This is a genomic window from Acinetobacter sp. Li1LvA2 (assembly GCF_056156705.1).
On record NZ_JBSICF010000001.1, the window covers coordinates 800020 to 820385 of the forward strand.

General features: G+C 40.8%; 18 protein-coding genes. 2 read left to right on the forward strand and 16 right to left on the reverse strand.

Features of this window, described 5'->3' with window-relative positions; all coding sequences use genetic code 11:
* Positions 1–55: 55 nt before the first annotated feature.
* The gene (locus ACS604_RS03705) at positions 56–1306 is read left to right on the forward strand and encodes an MFS transporter (RefSeq protein WP_474770102.1); all 1251 of its coding nucleotides are present in this window, start codon (positions 56–58) and stop codon (positions 1304–1306) included.
* 206 nt (positions 1307–1512) lie between these two features.
* On the opposite strand, the gene phnX is transcribed toward ACS604_RS03705, so the two are convergent.
* The 8 genes from phnX to pobA form a co-directional block, all read right to left on the reverse strand.
* The gene (gene phnX / locus ACS604_RS03710) at positions 1513–2328 is read right to left on the reverse strand and encodes a phosphonoacetaldehyde hydrolase (protein WP_474770105.1); all 816 of its coding nucleotides are present in this window, start codon (positions 2326–2328) and stop codon (positions 1513–1515) included.
* A gap of 34 nt (positions 2329–2362) precedes the next feature.
* Complete coding sequence (phnW, locus tag ACS604_RS03715) at positions 2363–3550, reverse strand: 2-aminoethylphosphonate--pyruvate transaminase (RefSeq protein WP_474770370.1); 1188 nt, start codon at positions 3548–3550, stop codon at positions 2363–2365.
* Positions 3551–3576: 26 nt separating this feature from the next.
* Entirely contained in the window at positions 3577–4731 is a 1155-nt protein-coding gene (locus tag ACS604_RS03720) for a TIGR03364 family FAD-dependent oxidoreductase (RefSeq protein WP_474770108.1), read from the reverse strand.
* Between the two features lie 105 nt (positions 4732–4836).
* Positions 4837–6546 carry a putative 2-aminoethylphosphonate ABC transporter permease subunit gene (locus ACS604_RS03725; protein ID WP_474770110.1) on the reverse strand — a complete coding sequence of 570 codons (1710 nt, stop codon included), beginning with the start codon at positions 6544–6546 and terminating at the stop codon, positions 4837–4839.
* Positions 6540–7742, reverse strand: coding sequence for an ABC transporter ATP-binding protein (locus ACS604_RS03730; RefSeq protein ID WP_474770113.1), 1203 nt, complete (start codon positions 7740–7742; stop codon positions 6540–6542). The genes ACS604_RS03725 and ACS604_RS03730 overlap by 7 nt, the downstream gene beginning before the upstream one ends.
* Positions 7743–7764: 22 nt before the next feature.
* On the reverse strand, positions 7765–8802 hold the full coding sequence (locus ACS604_RS03735; protein ID WP_474770116.1) for a putative 2-aminoethylphosphonate ABC transporter substrate-binding protein: 1038 nt from the start codon (positions 8800–8802) through the stop codon (positions 7765–7767).
* Between the two features lie 91 nt (positions 8803–8893).
* Positions 8894–9616 (reverse strand): UTRA domain-containing protein, encoded by a 723-nt coding sequence (locus ACS604_RS03740; protein ID WP_016141407.1) that lies wholly within the window; start codon positions 9614–9616, stop codon positions 8894–8896.
* A 173-nt stretch (positions 9617–9789) separates the two neighbouring features.
* Positions 9790–11004: a 4-hydroxybenzoate 3-monooxygenase gene (gene pobA / locus ACS604_RS03745; RefSeq protein ID WP_474770119.1), complete on the reverse strand. Its 1215-nt coding sequence runs from the start codon at positions 11002–11004 to the stop codon at positions 9790–9792.
* A gap of 141 nt (positions 11005–11145) precedes the next feature.
* Here pobA and pobR point away from each other — a divergent pair, with 141 nt between their 5' ends.
* The gene (gene pobR / locus ACS604_RS03750; protein WP_474770121.1) at positions 11146–11961 is read left to right on the forward strand and encodes an IclR family transcriptional regulator PobR; all 816 of its coding nucleotides are present in this window, start codon (positions 11146–11148) and stop codon (positions 11959–11961) included.
* Positions 11962–12023: 62 nt separating this feature from the next.
* On the opposite strand, the gene ACS604_RS03755 is transcribed toward pobR, so the two are convergent.
* The 8 genes from ACS604_RS03755 to tgnA all read right to left on the reverse strand — a co-directional run bounded on the left by ACS604_RS03755 (position 12024) and on the right by tgnA (position 20359).
* On the reverse strand, positions 12024–12407 hold the full coding sequence (locus ACS604_RS03755; RefSeq protein WP_474770123.1) for a carboxymuconolactone decarboxylase family protein: 384 nt from the start codon (positions 12405–12407) through the stop codon (positions 12024–12026).
* Entirely contained in the window at positions 12404–13861 is a 1458-nt protein-coding gene (locus tag ACS604_RS03760) for an NAD-dependent succinate-semialdehyde dehydrogenase (RefSeq protein WP_224991625.1), read from the reverse strand. Before ACS604_RS03760 ends, ACS604_RS03755 begins: the two co-directional genes overlap by 4 nt.
* A gap of 138 nt (positions 13862–13999) precedes the next feature.
* Positions 14000–15169: a hypothetical protein gene (locus ACS604_RS03765; protein ID WP_474770126.1), complete on the reverse strand. Its 1170-nt coding sequence runs from the start codon at positions 15167–15169 to the stop codon at positions 14000–14002.
* Positions 15170–15194: 25 nt separating this feature from the next.
* Positions 15195–16601: a purine-cytosine permease family protein gene (locus ACS604_RS03770; RefSeq protein ID WP_000081163.1), complete on the reverse strand. Its 1407-nt coding sequence runs from the start codon at positions 16599–16601 to the stop codon at positions 15195–15197.
* A gap of 38 nt (positions 16602–16639) precedes the next feature.
* Positions 16640–16783, reverse strand: coding sequence for a hypothetical protein (locus ACS604_RS03775; RefSeq protein WP_075382724.1), 144 nt, complete (start codon positions 16781–16783; stop codon positions 16640–16642).
* 122 nt (positions 16784–16905) lie between these two features.
* Positions 16906–18375: a (Z)-2-((N-methylformamido)methylene)-5-hydroxybutyrolactone dehydrogenase gene (tgnC, locus tag ACS604_RS03780; protein WP_031947972.1), complete on the reverse strand. Its 1470-nt coding sequence runs from the start codon at positions 18373–18375 to the stop codon at positions 16906–16908.
* 11 nt (positions 18376–18386) lie between these two features.
* Entirely contained in the window at positions 18387–19424 is a 1038-nt protein-coding gene (tgnB, locus tag ACS604_RS03785) for a flavin-dependent trigonelline monooxygenase oxygenase component (RefSeq protein WP_004793333.1), read from the reverse strand.
* A gap of 2 nt (positions 19425–19426) precedes the next feature.
* Complete coding sequence (gene tgnA / locus ACS604_RS03790; protein WP_151962535.1) at positions 19427–20359, reverse strand: flavin-dependent trigonelline monooxygenase reductase component; 933 nt, start codon at positions 20357–20359, stop codon at positions 19427–19429.
* Positions 20360–20366 lie beyond the last annotated feature (7 nt).

Here is a 20366-nt window from a genome sequence, read left to right on the forward strand (position 1 = left end):
TTTAAGCACTTTAAAACGACTTGAAGTGCTTTCAATCAAATGTAGGTAATGGATTATGGCTACAAATTACAAAGAAGGTCTTTCTCGTATACAACCTCATACGTGGAAAATAGCTTTTATTTTTGCTTTTCTGGCCCTATTGGTAGATGGTGCAGATTTGATGCTGCTGTCTTATAGCTTAAATAGTATTAAGGCAGATTTTGGATTAAGTTCAGTACAAGCAGGTATGCTTGGCAGTTTTACATTAGCAGGTATGGCTGTTGGTGGCATTTTTGGGGGATGGGCATGCGATAAATTTGGTCGTGTACGCATTGTGGTTATTTCTATTTTAATTTTCTCACTTCTCACCTGTGGCTTAGGTTTTACTCAAAGCTTTCTGCAGTTTGGTATTTTAAGATTTTTTGCGTCACTGGGTTTGGGTTCACTCTATATCGCCTGTAATACCCTCATGGCCGAATATGTACCAACACGTTACCGCACAACAGTCCTTGGAACATTACAAGCTGGCTGGACTGTTGGATATATTGTTGCGACTTTACTTGCAGGTTGGATTATTCCTGATCATGGCTGGCGTATGCTGTTTTATGTTGCCATTATTCCCGTCGTTATTGCTGTTCTCATGCATATTCTGGTACCTGAACCAGAAGCATGGCAAAAGTCTCGACTACAACAACCTGTTTTGGCGCAAAACGCTTCGAAAACTTCAGTATTTAAGCTTATTTTCCAAGATAAACGAAACCGTAATATGTTTATCTTGTGGGCATTAACTGCGGGCTTCTTACAGTTTGGCTACTATGGCGTAAACAACTGGATGCCGTCATATCTAGAAAGTGAACTGGGTATGAAATTCAAAGAAATGACGGCTTATATGGTAGGTACATATACCGCCATGATTTTAGGTAAAGTCCTTGCAGGCATGATGGCTGATAAATTAGGACGTCGCTTCACCTATGCATTCGGTGCAATCGGTACTGCTATTTTCTTACCTCTAATTGTTTTTTATAACTCGCCAAACAACATTCTCTATTTACTCATCACCTTCGGCTTCCTCTACGGCATCCCTTATGGTGTAAATGCAACCTATATGACCGAAAGCTTTGCGACAGCCATTCGTGGTACAGCCATTGGCGGCGCTTATAACGTTGGACGTTTAGGTGCTGCTTTAGCCCCTGCAACTATTGGTTTCTTAGCATCCGGCGGATCTATTGGTCTAGGTTTTGTCGTGATGGGTGCAGCTTACCTAATTTGTGGTGTGATCCCTGCTCTATTCATTAAAGAAAAAATATACGACCCACAAAAGTCGTAAAGAGATTCATTACATATATTTATATGTGGTGATGGAACTAACTATTGGAGCATATGTTTAGATAGTTAGAGGAAAATAGGAGTTTAATCTGCAAAGTTGCTCCTTATTTTCAAATATGTGGAGTTTATTACTCTTCATTTTAATTTTTTAGGTAAGCTTAGCTCCCAAGGGAGCTAAGCTTAAAAATATATTGACCTAAACTATATTTAAGGTCGCTCACCCTGCCCCAAACGGCGTTCAATATCGTCCAGTACATTTGGCAAGTCTGCGACACTATCAATCACATAGTGAGCACCCGAAGCATTCATTTTTCGATAGGCCTTATCTTTTAGAACAATTTGTTTATCAGGCGATAATGCACTCCACTCTTCATAGCTTAAACCGACTTCATTGCCGCTAATCGCAAGTCCTACGGTCCAGCATCCCGCATTTAAACCTTCATCAATACCCACCACGGTATCATCCACTTTTACAACAGTTTTGATGTCTGATACATCAAGTTGAATTAAGTTTTTCCATAACATTTCAGGATATGGACGACCAAATTTCACGTCACTGGCCGTAACGATACAGTCCGGGCGATAGCCCTGATCGGCAGCATCCTTAACCAATCGCCCAATCATCATTGATGCATAGCCTGTATTACTGCCAATTTTTGCACCACGGCCTTTAATATTTTCAAAAGTCGCCAATGCGCCCGGAATTAAAGCAGAACAGGTTGGAATCGATTTTAATTGGTAAGGAATAAAGTCTTTATATAAACGGTCAATATCTGCCTCTGTCGCAGGCTGCCCATATACCTCCTGCCATGCTGCTGCTACGCGCGGCATTTTTAAAACGGCAGCTATATGGTCTCGTTTTTCCAAACCCATTGGCGCACGAGCTTCTTCAATCGTAATTTCAACTTTATTGTCTTTAAATAAAGCCATAAAAGCCAAAATAGGTGCGCGTGAGCCAAAATCTACTGTTGTGCCAGCCCAGTCAAAAACAACAGCCTGAATTTGTGTATTGTTCGTCTTCATGATGTATTAACCTTTAATTTAAATGATTTAAAAACTATGCTGTTACAGCTTGGTTTAAGTGGCTTTCGCAGTAACTCGCAATGGCAGCAAGAAGCCCTTCAATGTCATGAACATAAACTTCGCCAATATTGCCAATACGGAAACAGTTAAGATCGGTGACTTTGCCCGGATAAATTACATAGCCTGAATTTTTCAAGGTTTCGTAAAATGACTGAAAGCTAAATGTTTCAACTGTCGGGTAAAGGAATGTCGTGATAATTGGTGATTGGGGTGCTTGATTGCCTAATACCAATTCAAAACCAAGCTGTTGCATACCTTGCGATAAGGTTTGTTGGTTTTGTAAATAACGTTGATAACGTGCAGCAACTCCGCCCTCTGCCTCAAGCTCAAGCAAGGCTTGGTAAAATGCACGTACTACATGGGTTGGCGAGGTAAAGCGCCATTTACCGTTATGCTGCTCCATGGTATTCCACTGGTCATATAAATCGAGGCTGACCGAACGTGCCAAACCTTTACACGCTTCTAGGCAATCACGTTTCGCCAAAATGAAACCAAAGCCCGGCACACCTTGAATACATTTATTCGCGCTTGAAATTAGAAAATCAATTTCAAGCTCCGCGATATCCATTGGCACACCGCCAAATGAACTCATCGCATCTACAATCCAGATTTTCCCTGCCGATTTAACTAAACGGCCAATGTCCTGAATCGGGTTTAAAATTCCCGTGGTAGTTTCACAGTGCACACAAGCAACATGGCTAATAGTTTGATCTTGTAAAACACGTTCAATCTCTTGTAAATCTGGTGTTTGGGTTTCTAAATAGTTCAGCTCGATCACTTCAATATTTAGGCAACGCGCCATTTGCACCATACGTGCACCATAAGCGCCATTATTAATAATCAAGATTTTGCCATCACGCGGAATAGCTGACCCAAGCACAGACTCCACCGCAAAACTTCCACTGCCTTGCATTAACACAGCCGTATATTTTTCAGGTTGACTGGTTGCCAAATTAACCAATCGAGAGCGGATATCTTGTACAAGCGAGTTGTATTCTTGGTCCCAAGTACACCAGTCTTTTTGCATGGCACGGCGGACCGTTGCAGATGTTGATAATGGACCTGGTGTCAAAAGCAGATATTTGTTTTCTAAATCCATATCGATTTGTGGTTGCATGTTCATAAGATTGCTCGTTTCGTTCACGTTAATTTCAATATACACCAATCTGGTTTAAACCAGATTACAAACTAGTAAATATTTTGTTCTAATATTTCTTTCATAAATCCAGCCCCTGTGGTCATGCCTTTGCCAGCAATTGCACTCACCAGAAAGATGTTCTTTTCAGCTTCAGTAACACAGGCCAGCTCATGTTCATGGGTGAGGTAATAACCGTTCCAACGCTTTTGAATTGGAGGTAAAGTTAGCCCCAGTTTTTCGTGGCAGTAGGCTTGAAAAAATTGATTAATGTCTTCGCGTTGCTCAAACTGAGGTGCTTCATCAAGCGGATGGTATTCGTGACTATCCCCTACGATGAGTTCGCCAAATTCGTTTTGTTTAATCAGAATATGAATCCCAAATTCTTTAACAAATCCTTGTTGTGATGCTTTAATCAGCTCATCATGACTCGGACAAATCTCAAAGGCTGGATAGCGCGAAATCGACAAACCTGAATAAAGAGAAGCATTTAATTTTTGTTGAAATGGTTGAGTCAGCGCCATTTGTAAGCCACAACGTTTCAGGTTCAAACTTTGCAGCAACTCTGGATATAAAATATCGATGACCTCACCGTGGCAGATCAAAACTTTATTTGCCCGATAAATCTCGCCATTTGCCAGATGAACCTGACACTTTTCCTGCTGGTATTTGGTTTGTACTACACACGCATTGGTATAAATCTCTACATCTTTACTTTCAGCATATGCCAATAGTCGCTGACTGATCACATGCGGCTCTATCGAATAATCTTCCTCAATGATTAAGCCACCTTGGAACTGCTGCTCAGGATTCAAATACGAAAATTGTGTGGTTAGTTCTTCATAGCTGAGCAGATGAACCGGAATCTGGTACTGGCCTGCACGCTCGGCAAACTCATTTAAAACCTGCCATTCAAGTGCAGTATTTGCCAAATATACGCCCTGCCTTTGTTTAAATGAAATATCGGTTTCAGCCTGAATACGCTGGTAAAAAGAGCGCGTTTCAAGTGCATACTTTCGCCACGGTTGCTCAGGTTGCGTTAATGTCGATGTTCCGACCATGCCAAAATTACGGCGAGTCGCCCCCACAGGCTTGGCATTTTTCTCGAAGATACACACTTTTAAGCCTTGCTCTTGTGCCTGTATAGCAGCGGACAAACCTAAAATTCCGGCACCGACAACAATTAAATCAAACTGTACATGATTCATAAGACTTCCAATTTGCGAAATTTAGGATGAATAAACCCTTGCCTTGTTGAACAAAGCATTTCGTTTCAGTCGGTTAAATAAAAATTGTATTTAGCTAAACATTACTTAGTGGGAGCTTTCACGCCATTGTTGGCTTCTTGCCATGATTTTTCGGGTAAACCACCAATGAATGAGTTTTACAAAACATGAGGTTGTTAAAATCAAAATGCTCATAGCAACAGCAGCAACCGTATCGCCTGCATCATCCATATTTAAAACAGCAACCGCAGCTAAACTGGTATCTGGTGAATAGAGGAAAATGGCAGCCGATACAGTCGTCATGGCATTTACAAAAACATAGACCGACACATCGCATAGCGCTGGAAAACACATAGGCAAATACACTTTCCAAAAGGTTTTCCACTTCGATGTACCTAGAGTTTCTGCTGCCTGATCAAGCTGTAGCGGAATCTGTTTAATGGCATTGGTTAAAGTGAGGTGTGGCACGGTGTAATAATGCACAATGGTTGAAATCACCAAAATGGTCATGGTGCCGTACAGAATGTTTAACGGGTTGCTTTGCTGGTTAAAGAACAGAATATAAGCAATACCTAGAACTAGCCCCGGCACTGCAAGAGGTAATAGAACCAAAGCTTGCACATAATTTTTAATGAGTGGATGTGCCTTAAAACGTTCAGTTAATAGTGCCACCATAAAAATAAGTGCCGTGCCCACAACCGTACTAAAAAAAGCCATGCGAACCGAGTTAAAATACGCTGCCCAACCACCACCATCGACATATTCAAAGCTGTAGTGTTGCAAGGTCAAAGACAAATCATAAGGCCAAGACTGAATAAATGAAGCTAGCACCGCCGTAAAGATAATCAGTAAAATCGCACCCGAAACCAAGCCACAAAATAAAGTCAAAACCGTTTCAAGCTTTTTATTCCGCGCAGACATATAAGGTTTAGTCTGAAAAGATTGAAAACGTGCATGGCGTTTGCTTTGTATTCGATCGAAAATAAAAACAAAAACTGCTGGTAGCAATAACAAGATGGAAATGACCGCACCCATGCTCATGTTTTGCTGACCAATAATCTGTTTATAGACATCAAGCGCCATCATGTTAAATGAACCGCCAATGACTTTTGGAATCCCAAAATCTGTTAGTACATAAATAAAGGCCACCAGACTTGCGCTGATTAAGCCATAACGAATTGCAGGTAAAGTCACATGATAATGTGTCTTCCAGATATTTTTACCCAGTGACAAAGAGGCTTCAATTAAACGCTGATCGACACTTCTAAAAGAGACCATCATTAGCATTAAAATTGCTGGAAATAGCCAAAAACAATAACTGATTAAAATACCGATTGGACCATAAATCTGTACATCACCCAATAAAGGCTTGAATACACCTTGCTTGCCAAATAAATAGACTAATGCCAAAGAAGGTAAAAGTGACGGTGCCAAGATCGGTAAAAATGCCACCAATTTAAAGAAGCCTTTGCCTTTAATATTGACATTGGTCAGTGCAAACGCATAAATACTGGCAAGAAAAACTGTAATGACAGTAGCAGTACAAGCGATCCATATAGAGTTAAATACAGAACTGAGTAAAGCGGAACTACCAAAATAATTATAAAAGTTTTCAAGGCCAACAAAATCTTGATTTTCATCAAAAAAAGCACTTTGAAACAGCATTATTAAGGGAGCAATAATCGCTAAAGTCAAAGCAATTGCGACGCTCGCTAAAGCAATATTTGACCTTAATGAGTATTCAGTTTTTTGACGCGGCTGTGTTTTTAAAACCGCTGAAGCAGTTTCATTTAACATAGTGCATACCCTTGATCGTCAAAAACATGGATGAGCTGATTAGGCACTTTTATAAACATGAGTTCTTGCAAAGATTTGAACTTTGTATTTTCAATTTCAATTTGCAAAAGGTGTTTTGTCTGCTCAATTCCATCAATATGAATGGCGCAAAACAAACGGCATTTTGCACCCAAGAATTCGGTACTTAAGACTTTGATGGGTAAATACAACGACTCTTTATCACTACCTAAATCATCTACTAACTCAACAGCTTCAGGTCTAAAACCAATAGTGTAATTTTGTCCAGTTTTTAGCTTTTGCTGCTCCAAATTTAGATGGATAAAACCTAAAACATCGAGCTGATTCTGTACTGCACAAGTGGCTTTTAAAAAGTTCATGGTGCCAATAAACTTTGCAACGAATTGGGTTTGTGGTTTGTAGTAAATATTGTGCGGCGTATCGATTTGCTCAATCACGCCATGATTCATCACTACAACACGGTCAGAAATGCTTAATGCTTCTTCTTGGTCATGCGTCACCATAATGGTTGGCAAATTAAGCTGCGATTGAATTGAGCGAATCTTTTGTCTTAAGTTCAAACGTACCTGAGCATCAAGTGCTGAAAGCGGTTCATCTAGCAATAAAATATCCGGATTCGGTGCAATTGCCCGAGCGAGCGCAACACGTTGCTGCTGCCCACCCGACAATTGGTTTGGATATTTTGTAGCAATATCGGGTAACTCAATAAGATCTAATAACTGCAGAACCCGTTGATTACGCTGTGCTTTATCCCACTTTTTTTTGTCCAAGCCAAAAGCAATATTTTCTTCAACGTTTAAGTTTGGAAATAACGCATAGTTTTGAAACACAATGCCACAGCGACGTTTTTCAGCACTCAGCAAAGTAATATCTGTTCCCTTTTTTATAACCTTTCCATAATCAGGTTTTTCTAGACCTGCAATTATACGTAGCAATGTGGTTTTACCGCACCCTGATGGCCCCAAAAAGCTGACGAACTCGCCTGCTTTCAGGTCTAAATTAATATGCGTGAGGGCCTGAAAGTGTTGAAATTTTTTTTGAATATCCACCACTTCTAAAACTGAGGGGCCATGTTCAGGATATTTATAAGTCGTTAAGGTCGACAATAAATGCCCTGCTAACTCGGCCTTTTGGTTTTGACCTAGCAGCGATGATTGCAATGACGAAGGTATTTGCATAATGAGGCCCTTATTCAAAAGATCACTTTTCAAAACGCTTTGACCATTCAGCCAAAATACGTTCACGCTGTTCGGCCGCCCAATAAAAATCATTTTTTACAAGCAGTTGAGGAAGGTTTTTCGGGAAACTCATGGTGGTATTTTCAATGCCTTTATAAGCGACCATTGAAAAGTTATGTGCATAGGCTTCATTTGCCGCTTTGCTTACCGACCAATTTATAAATTTTTGTGCGCTACTTAATTTCTTGGTTCCTTTCACAATCGCTGAGGCTTCCATTTCCCAACCTAACCCTTCAGTTGGATAAACCACTTCCAAAGGTGCGCCATCTGCTTTTAATTTAAATGCTGGATAACCGAAAGAAATACCAATTGGAATTTCGCCTTGTGCGGCCATTTTGCAAGGTTTTGAACCAGAGTGAGGATATTGCGAAATATTTTTATCTAAAGCCTGCATATAATCCCACGCCTGCTTTTCACCCCAGATCTGCATCCAAGCAGTCACATCTAAATACCCTGTACCACTTGAAGCCGGATTTGGCATCACAATCAGGTTTTTATAAATTGGGTTGGTTAAATCTTTCCAAGTTTTTGGAATAGGTAGCTTACGTTTTTCTAATTCGACTTTATTTACACAGATTGCAGATTCCCATGCATCCATACCCGTCCAAGTCGGTACAGGTTTTTGACTTACAAATTCGGGTTTTAAATTTTGGACACCTTCAGGTTTAAAAGGCTCAAGCATGTCTTTCTTTTCCATGACCAGCAAACTGGTTAAAGCCACACCAAAAACCACATCCGCTTGCGGGTTTTTCTGTTCTGCCAAAAGTTTTGCGGTAATTACACCTGTTGAATCACGTACCCATTTTACTTTGAGTTCTGGATAAGCTTTGTGTAATTCTTCTTGGTATTGTTTAAGCTGGTCGGCTTCCACTGCCGTATAGACTGTAATTTCTTCTGAGTTTTTTGATGTTGCTGATGAACATCCCATTTGAAAAGCGACCACTACACCTAAAACTGATGCAGTGCCAAGTTTAATTGTCTGTTGAACATACTGTTTCATCTGCAAACCATCGAATGCAATTATTTGATGATCTTATTTCAACAGGTTTATATGACAGTTTGATTAATCTGGTTTAAACCAGATTGTATTTTTATGCTCGTGCTTCGAAATGTAAATCTAAGACATCGTGTAGCCAATATTCTTGGTCAACATCGGTAATCACGCCCTTTTCATTTCTGTTACTACGGCAAATATATAAACCGAGTGCACCGACATTGACATGAAGCGCTTTGGCCTGTTGTTCCGATAAAGCTGTTGGATAGAGGTTAATGTCGGCTCTGGTGATATGGCAGTTATATTCATTTGCCATCAGTAAAGTAATGGATTGCTTGAGATCATGAGTTAAAAACTCAGGAAAAAGCTCGGCATTCACACGTAAATGTTCAACCAACACAGGACGTCCATTAATACAGCGACGACGCCAAACTGAATAAATCGGATGCCCTTTTTCAACTTTTAAATGCTTGGCATCCCAAGAAGTGGCCTGAGTCAGTTCACTGGAAATCACTTCTGTAGAAGGTTCATAGCCTTGTTCAATCACAAACTGGTTAAAGTTTTTTGTCGATTGAGGGTGATAAATAATACGCGGAGAACGAACATACCAACCACGGCGGTCTAATCGATAAATCAAACCATCAGTTTCCAAAGCCAGCAAAGCTTCACGTGCAGCAACCCGAGTGGTTTGGAATTGCTCAGATAGCACTCTTTCCGATGGGAGTTTTGCGTGGGCGTCTAATACACCAGATTCAATATCGTGGGCAATTGCATCGCGAATAGGAATATATTTAGGTATGCGTGCTTGGTCCTGTTCCATACAAACTTAGAATTTATAAATAAAGAAATTAATAGCAATATACTGAAAAAATATGACAAAAGCTTTTATTAATGCTGATCTTTTAAGCAAAGCGCACCGCATCTCAGACTTTTTCCAACTAAATTTTCCCATAGAAAAAGGGCATCTATGTGCCCTTTTATCTTTTTTAATTGTTAACTCGCATGTTTAAAACTATCAATTTGCTTAATCTCATAAGGCAAACCGACATAGTTTTCGGCTAATGTAGTTTTACCCGCAATCGAACCCAGTACATAACTTAGCTCTGCTTGCTTAATCTTATGATCAAACTCACTTTCAGTTTCAAAACGATGCAACAAGTGAGTCATCCACCAAGAAAAACGTTCAGCTTTCCAAACACGTTGTAAGCATTTTTCAGAGTATTCACTTATACCTTGTTCTGAACCCTCAACATAGTATTCAACAAGTGCACTTGATAAATAGGCAATATCAGAGGCAGCGAGATTTAGGCCTTTTGCTCCAGTCGGTGGAACAATATGCGCAGCATCACCTGCTAAAAATAGTTTTCCGAAACGCATTGGCTCAGTCACAAAGCTACGTAACGGCGCGATACTTTTTTCAATAGAAGGTCCTGTCACTAGCTTTTCACGGCTTTCAGGGTCTAGGCGGTTTTTTAACTCATCCCAAAATTTTTCATCAGACCAATCTTCGACGTGATCTGTTAAAGGCACTTGTAAATAATAGCGACTGCGCGTTTCTGAACGCATACTGCATAAAGCAAAGCCACGTTCTGACTGTACGTAAATGAGTTCATCAGCTACAGGTGGAACATCGGCCAATACGCCTAACCAGCCAAACGGATAAACTTTTTCAAAAGTCTTAATTTTATCTTCGGGCACGCTGGCACGGCAGACGCCATGATAACCATCACAACCTGCTATAAAGTCACACTGAATTTGATAGGCTTTACCTTGGTACTCAAACTCAACTTTCGGCGCAGTGTAGAAATCTTTCACCTGTACATTTTGAGCTTCATAAAATGAAGTGAGCTGTGCTGCTTCACGGGCAGTCATTAAATCTTTAGTCACTTCGGTCTGACCATATACGGTCACTTGTTTTCCACCCGTGAGTGCTGCTAAATCAACCCGATGCAATTCACCGTTGGTTAAGATTTCAATGCCCGAATGCGGTAATCCTTTGTCTTTTAGGTTTTGGTCAACGCCTGCTTGTTTCAGTAAGTCGACCGAAACTTGTTCTAAAATTCCTGCACGAATCCGTGAAGCCACATATTCAGCACTACGTTGCTCAACAATAATATGATCGATGCCAGCTTTATATAGAAGTTGCCCAAGCAATAACCCTGCTGGTCCAGATCCAATAATTGCAACCTGTGTCTTTAAAATATCCATAACTTCATCCTTGTTTCATCCTGACTTTTAAATTACTGGCTTTAAGTTTTGTTCACTATGTATTCAAGACGAAAATAACCGTTTATCATTTAGTTTGTCCGAATAGCGGACAGAAACAACCAAAATAATAGGAATGAATGGATGCCTTCTCTCGATGCTTTTTTAGAGCACCCGACCTCGCATGAGAAAATTCGTCAAGATGACTACATTGCAGGATTAGCTAAAGGCTTGGCTTTACTGGAAGCTTTTGGAACAGATCGGCAACGGCTTAATGTCACTCAAGTGGCTGAGCGAACCGGTATTAGTCGTACAGCGGCAAGGCGTTATTTAAAAACTTTAAAATACTTAGGCTATTTAGAAACAGATGAACATTACTTTTGGTTAACCCATCGTGTGCTGCGCTTTTCGAGTTCTTACTTAAGCTCTGCCCACCTGCCTAAAGTCGCTCAATCATTTTTAAATCTTTTGTGCGCGCAGACGTCTCTGACTTTTTCGATTGTAGTTTTAGACGATAATGAAGTCGTACCCATTGCCCGTAGCTATTTACCGCAGCAAGATAATTTGCGTGTAAGCCCTTATGGTATGCATTTAGGCAACCGACTCCCTGCCCATGCAACTTCTACGGGTAAAGTATTGCTGGCAGCACTACCCGAAGAAGCTCAACACACGTGGGTAAAAAATTACGGTTTAAAGCGCTTAACCCCTTTTACCCTTATAGATGAGTCAAAGTTTTTTGAAGTGCTTAAGGGCATTTCATTATCGGATTATTGTCTTTCTAAAGAAGAACATGAACTTGGCGTAATTGCGATTGCCGTGCCCGTTTTTAATGCACAAGGTCAAGCGGTGGCAGCGCTTAACTGCATGTCTCAAACCAACCGCGTACAAGAAGATTATTTAGTTCAGCAAATTTTGCCCTTGCTGCGTAACACGGCAAATGAACTCAGAAATGTGATTTAAATTATATAAATAAGGCCTTGTCCACTTGAACAAGGCCTTTTTATAATATTCAAACCGAAAGTTTATTGCTCAGATTCAAACTCTTTAATTGCCTCTTTAGCAATACGAAAGCTATCTACAGCAGCAGGCACGCCACAGTAAATTGCCACCTGTAAAAGCACTTCACGAATTTTCTCTTTAGGCACACCATTTCGAAGTGCGCCTTTAACATGTAGTTTTAATTCATGTGGACGATTTAAAGCTGAAATCATTGCCAAGTTAATTAAACTGCGCTCAGGCTTACTTAATTCTTCACGTCCCCAAACAGCTCCCCAGCAATATTCAGTCACTAACTCTTGAAGAGGAAGATTAAATCCATCGGCATTGTTGATTGAATTATTTACATATTCTTCGCCAAGCACTTGTTTACGGATTGCTAAACCCTTTTCAAATTTTTCATTACTCATATATTCAATCCTCCAAACAAGGTGTATTTAATTTCTAGATAATCTTCAATACCGTATTTGGAACCTTCACGCCCCAAACCAGACTGTTTAATTCCACCAAAAGGCGCAACTTCATTTGAAATAAGGCCTTTATTAATTCCAACCATGCCATATTCGAGCTGTTCACTCATTCGCCAAGCACGGCCTAAATCTTTGGTATAACAATATGCAGCTAAACCAAATTCAGTTGCATTTGCCATTTCTACCGCTTGTTGCTCGGTTTCAAATTTAAATACGGCTGCCAGTGGACCAAACGTTTCTTGAGTTGCCACATCCATATCAGCGGTAACATCTGCAATCAGTGTCGGTTCAAAAAATAATTCACCCGCTGTATGCTTTTTACCACCAATCACAAGACGACCATTTTTATCTAAGGCATCTTGAATATGTGCTTCAACTTTTTTCACCGCATTAGCATTAATTAATGGCCCAATATCATGTCCTGCTTCTAATCCATTACCAATATTAAAGTTTTGAATTTTTTGGCTTAAGGCAGCAATAAATTTTTCATAAATGCCAGCCTGCACCAAGAATCGATTGACGCAGACACAGGTTTGCCCCGCATTTCTAAATTTGGCAATGAGCGCTCCCTCAATTGCCGCATCTAAATCGGCATCATCAAATACAATAAACGGCGCATTGCCACCCAACTCTAAGGAAACTTTTTTCAAGGTTTTTGCTGAACGCTCAAGCAACATTTTGCCGACGGGTGTTGAACCGGTAAAAGTAAACTTGCGTACAACATCACTTTCAAAAATCGCGTCACCAATATGAACCGCGTCGCCCGTAATCACACTAAAAATTTCAGCAGGCACGCCAGCTTGTACAGCTAAGTCGACTAAAGCCAAAGCAGTAAAAGGCGTTTCAGGAGCCGGTTTTACAATACAAGGACAACCCGCAGCTAAGGCGGGAGCAACCTTGCGCGTAATCATGGCAGCCGGAAAATTCCAAGGTGTAATAGCTGCAACGACACCAATAGGCTGTTTATTTACAACAATACGAGCATCGGGATATGGGCTTGGAATAATATCGCCATACACTCGTTTCGCTTCTTCGGCAAACCATTCAATAAAACTGGCAGCATATAAAATTTCACCTTTGGCTTCGGCTAAAGGCTTTCCTTGCTCACTTGTTAAAATAAAAGCCAAGTCATCTGCATTTGAAATAATTAAATCAAACCATTTTTTTAAAATAATTGATCGATCTTTTGCTGTTTTATTTTTCCATAACGGCCAAGCTTCTTTGGCAGCTTCAATGGCACGCTCGGCCTCAGCCTTACCCATATTGGGGACAGTACCAATCACTTCTAATGTCGCCGGATTTAAAATTTCGGATGTTTGTTGATGGTCTGCATCGCACCACTTTCCAGCAACAAAGGCTTGCTGACGAAATAAAGCGAGTTCATTAAGCTGCATGATCATTATCCTGTTGAGATCTTCTGCATTGATAGTGGAGCGATAGATAAATTAAATAGCTCACCATCAACCTTGTATTATGGCATACCAAAAATTAATTTAAAAAAATTTTCGGTATGCCCGAATGTTTAAATGTTTTTAGAAATAATAAAACAGCGTTAAGTTAAGCAACTTATTCCACTGGTTATCATCCCCTTGTGCCAATGAATCTTGAGTCCCCCCAATGAACGGGTCATTTTTACTCATGATGTATTCAGCCACCAAAGAAAGCTGTTTATGGTCAATAGACACACCAATAATATTACGGATTGAATCTTTCATATTGTCCTGATCTTTATCGTACTGACTGTACATAAAGTACGGCGTAATGTTTCCAATCTGCTTAACATTTTTGAAAGAGTAGCCCACATCTGCGGTATAGAACGTTCCTTTGTTCGCGACATAATATTCAGTGTCGTAAGAACCCATAAGTGACTGATTAGAATTAAGCTGATCCTGATTAGTTACATCATTTTTACCACCTGTAAGGGTCATATTAAAATTGCCATAATTGGCTTTACCAAAAAGTGCCCATGCATGACGACGGCCATCACTCGAAGCGGCTTTATTTTCAATATCCGATGTCCAATATGAACCACCGAGCTGTGTGGTTAAACCATTAATTCCAAGATTTACATCTTGAGTCACTCGGCCCACCCACATGTTTTTTTCTTGCAAATCGGTTTTATTCGGATCATCTGAACTCACGTAGTTTGCTGTATAACGACCTGAATCTTGGGTAGAGCCTGTGTAGTTTCCACCATCTACCGCAAAATACCCCACATCAAATTTGGTTGCTGTCGGCAATTCAAAATGATAATTCAAACCAAGATTATGAACATCTTCTAAACCTGCGGTTGTGCTCATACTTCCATATAGGCTATTGCCCCAGAAACGTCCCGGCCCAAATGGAATCGGTTGAACACCTGCCACCACCTGATCTGTTTTATTTAATTTGTATCCTACATACCCATCAACCAATGTAGAAAAATCACATAGACGGTCATATTGATAACAACGATATTCCGCATGACCAAATAACGGTCCACGCTCGTAGGCCAGTTTTAACTGCGCAGCATCAAAACGAATTTTTTGATCAGAAGCAGACTCTCCATAGTGTTTATCTTGATAGTTAGCGCGAACATAGCCTGATACGGTGAGCTTACCGTATTCACCATCGGTATCTCCAAAACTTACACCTGCGTAACTTGGATAAATTACGGCCATCAATGCTGTGCTTAGAGCCGCTTGTAAATAGCTTTTTTTCATTGTCGGATTCCTTTCACTACAATGCTTATTGAGGTAATTTTGCGTTTAATGCAGGTGCTGAACATTTAATCTTTCCTAGATTAAAGACGTAATACACCACCAGACTCACCACCAATCCAATGACCCAAGAAATATCCGCATCTGGAATTACATCGGCCAATGCACCTGTGAAAAACGCATTTTTTAAGAATGGAATTTGTACCGCAATCCCAATGAAATAAGCCGTAAGCGCTTTTGCATTAAATTTGCCGTAAATACCACCATCACGTGCAAAGATCGACTGAATGTCATAAGACTTTTTATTCACTACATAGAAATCTAGTAAATTAATAGACACCCATGGCACCAAAATAAATAACAAAGCAAAAATCACATTCAAGAAGAAACTAATAAAGTTACTTGATGCCCAAAGTGCCGTTAAAGTCGCTAGAACTAACACAATGATTGATAACACGACTCGGATATTTCGGCTTGGCATCCACTGCCCTGCAAAAGTCTGAATAGAGGTAATACAAGACAGAACCGCACCGTATAGGTTCATGGCATTATGACCAATGATATTGCATAAGAACAAAATCATAAGAACATAACCGAACAGCCCAGTACCCGACTTTACCGCTTCCATAGCATCTGTGGTTGAGCCAATGCTGACCGCAATCGTACCAAATGCCATCGCAAAAATAGTTCCTAACGATGCGCCTAAATAGGTAAAAATAAATGGCTTATAAATACCAATCGACTTCGGTAAATATCGTGAATAATCTGAGGTATAAGGCGAGAAACTAATTTGCCATACAGCACACAACCCAAACATGGCAAACCAGCCTTTCATATTGAAAGAGCCTTTGGCGAGTACATCTGCATTAATATGCGGCACCATAATCATGAGGCCGATCAGCAACGAACCACCCATAAACCAAGTTCCGATTTTATTGAACTTATGAATAAAGTGATAACCGATTACGCCAATTGTGGTTGCTGCAATTGCGCCAATCACGGTCGCGGTTGGCACTGGAATGGCAGGAACAACGGTATGCAGGGTTTTGCCTGACAAAATAATGTTAGAGATGAAAAAACCTAAATAAATGAGGGTAGTAAACAGTACAACCAGCAATGCCCCATAACGCCCAAACTGTGCGCGGCTCTGAATCATTTGAGGAATGCCGACCTGCGGACCTTGCGCAGAGGTTAAAGCCAGAATCGCTGCACCAAAAAAATGTCCACAGCAGATCGCAAGCAATGCACTTACAATATTGAGGTTAAAGGTTAAAATTGACATTGCACCCGTAATCACGGCAAGCGGTGCAATATTGGTACAAAACCATAATGTGAATAGATCGCGAACTTTCCCATTACGTTCAGAGGGAGCAACATAATCAATAGAATGACTTTCGATAGCGAAAGCATTATTGCTATTTTCGTTTTGGCTCATATCCTTAATCTCTCTTTGAGGAATTCATTTCCTCAACATCAAAAAATCTGCCCAGCCAAAGTCATTTCAATATGACTCGGCTTCATCTTTTTATTTCCTTTTACAAACAGCTCATTTCTCTGTTTGTGTTGTTTTAGCCAAGAAAAAGGTAAAGCCAGTCCGATCAATACTTGATTAAGCATCGATACATCTAGTTTTACGTTTTCAACTATTTAAAGCTTTAGGCGATTACTGGGTTTGACTGATTCATTTTTTCATCCTTGAAATTAAAATCCCGTTATATTTTCATACCTCAAGTCATGACTTATCTCATGACAAATGGGTCATCAATTGGCTCATCTGAAGTACGTAACCAAACTGTTTTGGTGGCGGTGTAATCTAAAACCGCATTTGCGCCACCTTCCCGACCATGTCCCGAAAGCCCATGTCCACCAAAAGGTGCAAGTGGTGAAACAGCTCGGTAAGTGTTTAGCCAAACAATTCCCGACCCAATGACTTTGGTCATACGGTGAGCACGGCTTAAATTGGTGGTAAAAACGCCAGCCGCCAGCCCGTAAGGCGTGCTATTGGCTTTTTGCACAGCTTCCGCTTCATCTTTGAAACTATCTACCGATAAAACCGGACCAAATAGTTCTGTGGTAATGCAATCTGCTTGAGGTGCATTGGTGCAATCTAAAATGGTCGGTGGATAGTAATAACCTGCTCGCTCAAGGCTTTTACCGCCAGTAAGAAGTTTTGCCCCTTGCTGGATTGAACTTGCAACAACTTGCTCGATTTTTTGGCGTTGGCGTAAGGTACAAAGCGGTCCAAACTCGGTTGTCATCTCATGAGGTAAACCAATTTTTATGGTTTGTACACGCTCAACCAAACGCTGAACAAATTCATCTTTAATGCTTTCTTCAACCAGTAAGCGTGAACCTGCCACACAACTTTGCCCAGTAGCAGCAAAAATAGCAGCGACCTGAGCATTTACCGCACTTTGAATATCTGCATCAGCAAATACAATAAATGGTGATTTGCCACCTAATTCGAGTGAAACTTTTGCAAGATTTTCAGCCGAGTTACGTACAATGTGTCTTGCCGTTTCTGGACCACCTGTAAACGCAACATGAGCAACGTCCGGATGGCTACTCAGCACGGCGCCACATTCAGGTCCGAAACCAGTAATCACATTGACCACTCCAGCGGGAAAACCCGCTTCATGGACCAATTTAGCAAAAGCCAATAATGGTCCAGGGCCGTCTTCAGAGGCTTTTAACACGACTGTACAACCTGCCGCTAAAGCTGGGCCGACCTTCACTGCCGATAGAAATAACTGACTATTCCAAGGAACGATTGCAGCAACCACACCTACTGGTTCACGAACAATCCATGCTTGCATGTCTGCCTTATCAATTGGTAGAAAACTACCCTCTAATTTGTCGGCAATACCTGCATAATAGCGATAATATTCAGCGACATAGGCAATCTGGCTCGATGTTTCACGAATAATTTTGCCCGTGTCACTGGTTTCAATTTGAGCCAATTGCGGTGCAGCTTTTTCAATTAAATCAGCCAGTTTATAGAGCAATTTACCGCGCTGTGAAGCAGTTAAACCTGCCCAAGCCGGTGCCTTTAACGCACTTGATGCGGCCTGAACTGCTCGATTGACTTCATCGGTTCGAGCTTCCGGCATGTGTGCCCAGACTTCACCTGTTGCAGGATTAATACTTTCAAAAGTCGCTGCACCAGATTCAAACTGACCATTAATATAAAGCTGAAAATCTGCTGTCATGATATTCGCCTCTATGCAAATGCCGGCATAACTTCATTGATCATACGTTCTAATGAGGCTTTTTTACGTTCAAAGCTCATGCCCGTATCAATCCAGAAAGAATATTCGTTATAGCCCATCGCTTCATAAGCTTTTAAGCGGTCAATCACTTCTTGGGCTTGCCCAATCACGTTATTTTTGCGCATCGCTTCAGGTGTATAAAAAGGATGTGCAGCAATTTCTTCAGCACTTAAAGGTGCGATTAAACCTTGATTAATTTCACGCTCATTTTTAAACCATGCGCCGAAATAGTTATAGAAGGTATTGATTTCATCTGCTGCCAATTGAGCATCTTCTTCACTATCTGCCACATAGGTATGGCGAAGCAACATAATTTCAGGGCGCTGAATTTCATTGAACTTTTCGCAAGCTGCATTGAAATGTCCCATGAGTTTTTCAACTTCTTCGTCACCTAAATGCAAAGGCGTTACCTGTACATTACAGCCATTTTGCACAGCAAATTCATGGCTATTTGGATCACGAGCAGCAACCCAAATTGGTGGATGCGGTTGTTGAAGCGGTTGAGGTGCGGAGGTGGTTTTTGGAAACTGCCAAAATTCACCGTTATGCTCATAATCGCCTTTCCAAAGGTTTTTAATGGCAGGAATCATTTCACGTAAACGCTGACCTGCACTCCATGCATCCATGCCCGGAACCATACGTTCATATTCAAACGAATAAGCACCGCGAGCAATACCAATATCTAAACGGCCATTGGTAATAATGTCGGTCATTGCAGCTTCACCTGCAAGTTTAATCGGGTGCCAGAATGGTGCTACCACCGTGCCTGTACCTAAACGAACATTTTTGGTTTTATTGGCTAAATCGACCAGATTTAAAAATGGGTTGGGTGCAATGGTAAAGTTCATGGCATGGTGTTCGCCTGTCCAAACCGCATGCATACCGCCACGGTCTGCAATCTGACAAAGCTCAATCATTTCATCATAAAGCTGCTTCTGGGTTTGCTGATCAGAAACACGTTCCATATGCACAAATAATGAAAAACGCATGATTAAACTTCCTCTTTAACGATTTGACGAACTGTACCTGTTGTCTGATTTCCGTAATAAACACCATACGTTTTCAGATGGTTTTCTTTGCGATAGCGCATCAGCATACTTTCTAAAGCACCGTCTACAAACTCTAGCTTTTCAAGATCATTTAAATCGACAAACTGACCTTTAGTGGCTTGAGCTACGGGTGTGTTGCATAAAAATGAAATATATTGCTGCTGGTTTTCAACGTTTTCATATACAGAGTAAATGAAGTTGGCAGAAGCATCTGGCTGATATTCTGCAAAGATTTTCTCAAGCGCTTTATCAGCACCGTCTTTATCTACCATCACATGTGGAATAGTCCATTTATGTTCGGCAGTTTCTTCAAGCAAAATGGTATTTTCATGACCAATGATCGCACTCATCACCACTTTAGGACCAGAGATGACCTCGGCAGAAAGTTTGGCTGGTGTGAAATATCCACCACGATAATAACCAAGACCTGCAAAACCTGTCGAAGCAAAATCTTCAACTTTACCAATTAAAATAGCGTGGTCACCTGCATCGACAACCTGATAAGTTGTACAGTCAAACCAAGCACTCACATGATCGATCAGCGGGTTTTGGCAAGCACTTTTTGACCATGAAAGATTTGCAAAACGGTCTTCGCTTGGACGAGCAAAGGTATTCGAAACATCCTTTTGCTCTTCTGCCAAAATATTAATTGCAAAATGAGTGGTATTTGCAAAGTTATGATAATTGCTTGATGTCTTGGCAATACTTACTAGAAGTAAAGCTGGGTCCAAAGACACCGAAGCAAAAGAGTTCGCTGTAAAGCCAAGTGGCGTTCCATCTTCTTTACAGGTTGTGACCACGGTAACGCCCGTCATAAATGACCCGAAAGCATCACGTAATTCACGTATTTTATTAATTGTATCCATTTCACTCATTGTTATA

Excerpts from the sequence above, each read along its gene's own strand:
- ACS604_RS03705 (WP_474770102.1), top strand. The coding sequence starts at position 56 with ATGGCTACAAATTACAAAGAAGGTCTTTCTCGTATACAACCTCATACG.
- phnX (WP_474770105.1), bottom strand. The coding sequence starts at position 2,328 with ATGAAGACGAACAATACACAAATTCAGGCTGTTGTTTTTGACTGGGCT.
- ACS604_RS03720 (WP_474770108.1), bottom strand. The coding sequence starts at position 4,731 with ATGAATCATGTACAGTTTGATTTAATTGTTGTCGGTGCCGGAATTTTA.
- ACS604_RS03725 (WP_474770110.1), bottom strand. The coding sequence starts at position 6,546 with ATGTTAAATGAAACTGCTTCAGCGGTTTTAAAAACACAGCCGCGTCAA.
- ACS604_RS03730 (WP_474770113.1), bottom strand. The coding sequence starts at position 7,742 with ATGCAAATACCTTCGTCATTGCAATCATCGCTGCTAGGTCAAAACCAA.
- ACS604_RS03735 (WP_474770116.1), bottom strand. The coding sequence starts at position 8,802 with ATGAAACAGTATGTTCAACAGACAATTAAACTTGGCACTGCATCAGTT.
- ACS604_RS03740 (WP_016141407.1), bottom strand. The coding sequence starts at position 9,616 with ATGGAACAGGACCAAGCACGCATACCTAAATATATTCCTATTCGCGAT.
- pobA (WP_474770119.1), bottom strand. The coding sequence starts at position 11,004 with ATGGATATTTTAAAGACACAGGTTGCAATTATTGGATCTGGACCAGCA.
- pobR (WP_474770121.1), top strand. The coding sequence starts at position 11,146 with ATGCCTTCTCTCGATGCTTTTTTAGAGCACCCGACCTCGCATGAGAAA.
- ACS604_RS03755 (WP_474770123.1), bottom strand. The coding sequence starts at position 12,407 with ATGAGTAATGAAAAATTTGAAAAGGGTTTAGCAATCCGTAAACAAGTG.
- ACS604_RS03760 (WP_224991625.1), bottom strand. The coding sequence starts at position 13,861 with ATGCAGCTTAATGAACTCGCTTTATTTCGTCAGCAAGCCTTTGTTGCT.
- ACS604_RS03765 (WP_474770126.1), bottom strand. The coding sequence starts at position 15,169 with ATGAAAAAAAGCTATTTACAAGCGGCTCTAAGCACAGCATTGATGGCC.
- ACS604_RS03770 (WP_000081163.1), bottom strand. The coding sequence starts at position 16,601 with ATGAGCCAAAACGAAAATAGCAATAATGCTTTCGCTATCGAAAGTCAT.
- ACS604_RS03775 (WP_075382724.1), bottom strand. The coding sequence starts at position 16,783 with ATGCTTAATCAAGTATTGATCGGACTGGCTTTACCTTTTTCTTGGCTA.
- tgnC (WP_031947972.1), bottom strand. The coding sequence starts at position 18,375 with ATGACAGCAGATTTTCAGCTTTATATTAATGGTCAGTTTGAATCTGGT.
- tgnB (WP_004793333.1), bottom strand. The coding sequence starts at position 19,424 with ATGCGTTTTTCATTATTTGTGCATATGGAACGTGTTTCTGATCAGCAA.
- tgnA (WP_151962535.1), bottom strand. The coding sequence starts at position 20,359 with ATGAGTGAAATGGATACAATTAATAAAATACGTGAATTACGTGATGCT.